Below are 1,882 nucleotides of genomic sequence, written 5' to 3' on the forward strand. Positions count from 1 at the left end.
GATGCGATGGCGCTGCGGGTTCGGGCGTCGGCGTATGGTCCTGGCCGGGCTGGCTGGGTGTCCAGGCCGCTCCGCCGGATGGCGGCGGGGGACTCGCCGGGTCGGACGGGCTGTGCGGTGGCGGCTGCCACGACGGCGACCACTGCGGCGGCTCCGTCGCAGGTACCGTCCCCGGAGGCGGTGGGGCTTGACCGGGCACTGGTCCTGGGCTGGGCGTGGGCGGACTGCTGGGTGCTGGACTCGGGTCAGGCAGCGGCGCACTGCCGGGCGGGGGGACGCTGCCGGGCGAGGGCGTGGATTCCGGCTGCTGGGCGAAGCCATAGATGTGGACGACATTGTTGACCGAACTGGTTGACTCGGTGAGCGTCCCACCCGGCGGCAGGTTCACCACCATCGTGAGCTGACCGTCCACGTCGCGCATGAGGCCAACGGCCGGTGGCCCGCCGGGGCTGTCCATCCGCGCCAACGTGATCATCGAACGGTCGTCGACGACGCCCATGCCGTGCGTGCCGAGGTCGCGGCCGTCCTTGTCGTACAGATGCCGGTCGGGTGGGTTCGGGTCCTCGATCTGCAGCAGCCAGGTGCCCGGCGCCGATGGGTCCTGGACGATCGAGACATTCGGCGGTTCGGAGAGGCCGACATACCCGTCCGCGTCGTCGTAACTGTGGTCGACCCAGGTGACCTGGCCCGGTTCCAGCTTCTGGAAGGGGTCGCCGGCCGGAGCGGGTGCGGCGGTGGCGTCGACCGTTTGGCGAAGGTCGGCGGCTGCCGTCGGCGGCTCGGGCGCAACGTACTCGTACCCGGGTGGCTCCGGTGGTGCGTAGACGTCAGCGAATCCGGACAGCGAGCTGTCGACGGGCGGTGATTCCGGCGGCGGGTAAGCCACGAACTCAGGTGGTTCGGGCGGTGCGTAGAAGTCGCCGAGTCCGGGCGGCTCTGGTGGGGCGTACTGGTCATAGCCGGGTGGTTCGGGTGGCGTGTAGACGTCGTCGAGGCCGGGCAGCGTGCTGTCGATCGGCGGCGGCTCGGGTGGCGTGTAGTCGCCGAGTCCGGGCGGCTCTGGTGGGGCGTACTGGTCGTGGCCGGGTGGTTCGGGCGGTGCGTAGACGTCGCCGAGGCCGGGCAGCGTGCTGTCGACGGGTGGTGGTTGCGGCGGAAGGTATCCGGGATCGGGCGGGAAGTACGCCGGCGGATCGGGCAGGTATCCCGGGTCGGGTGGGAAGAACCCCGGATCGATCGGCTGGCCGCCGGCGTACGGGTCGTAGGCCGGCTGCGGGTCGGGGACGAACTGCGGCGGCAGCGCGTTCGGGTCGAAGCCGGGATCGTGATGAACCGGATCTGGTGGCAGCGGAGGCGGCATCATGGCCGGATCGGGCGGCGGCGGCTCCGGATGGTGCGGCTCCGGCGGAGGCATCGGCGGCATGCCGGCGAACGGATCGCTCACGGCTACAACCCGATCCGGACGATGTTGGCCACGATGAAGATCGCGACGATGACGAACAGGATCATGAACAACGTCAGGCCGACGCCGCGCACGAACGGATGCGGCCGGCCGCGCGCCTTGACCGTCGCGCCGGTGGTGAGGTTCTTCAACCGCATCGGCCGCCCCGACGTCGGGATCTCCACCAGGTCACCGTTGGCGATCTGACCACGGATCGAACGTGCCCGCATCTCGACCGGCACCGGCGGCAACGCCGAACCGCGCGCATCGCGTCGTTCCAGCCGGAAATTCCAAACCTGGAAGTAGGTGCGCCCAGCCATCTCCTGCCGCTGCTGCAGGCCAGTGACCACACCGCTGCGCCCGTCGCCGACCGGTCGTGCCGTAGCCGCAGCGGCCGGCGGAGCGTACGCACGGGCGGTCGTGGCCTGCACCGGCCGGGGC

General features: G+C 71.0%; 1 protein-coding gene and 1 pseudogene. Both read right to left on the bottom strand.

Annotated features, from left to right (window positions below; translation table 11 throughout):
- Nucleotides 1–1,444: pseudogene (locus AB0M47_RS42660) on the bottom strand (hypothetical protein); the annotation flags it as partial.
- A gap of 2 nt (nucleotides 1,445–1,446) precedes the next feature.
- Nucleotides 1,447–1,882: hypothetical protein (locus AB0M47_RS42665; protein WP_363424745.1), on the bottom strand; the 436-nt coding region annotated here is incomplete at its 5' end.

Source organism: Hamadaea sp. NPDC051192 (assembly GCF_040682475.1).
Lineage (GTDB): Bacteria > Actinomycetota > Actinomycetes > Mycobacteriales > Micromonosporaceae > Hamadaea > Hamadaea flava.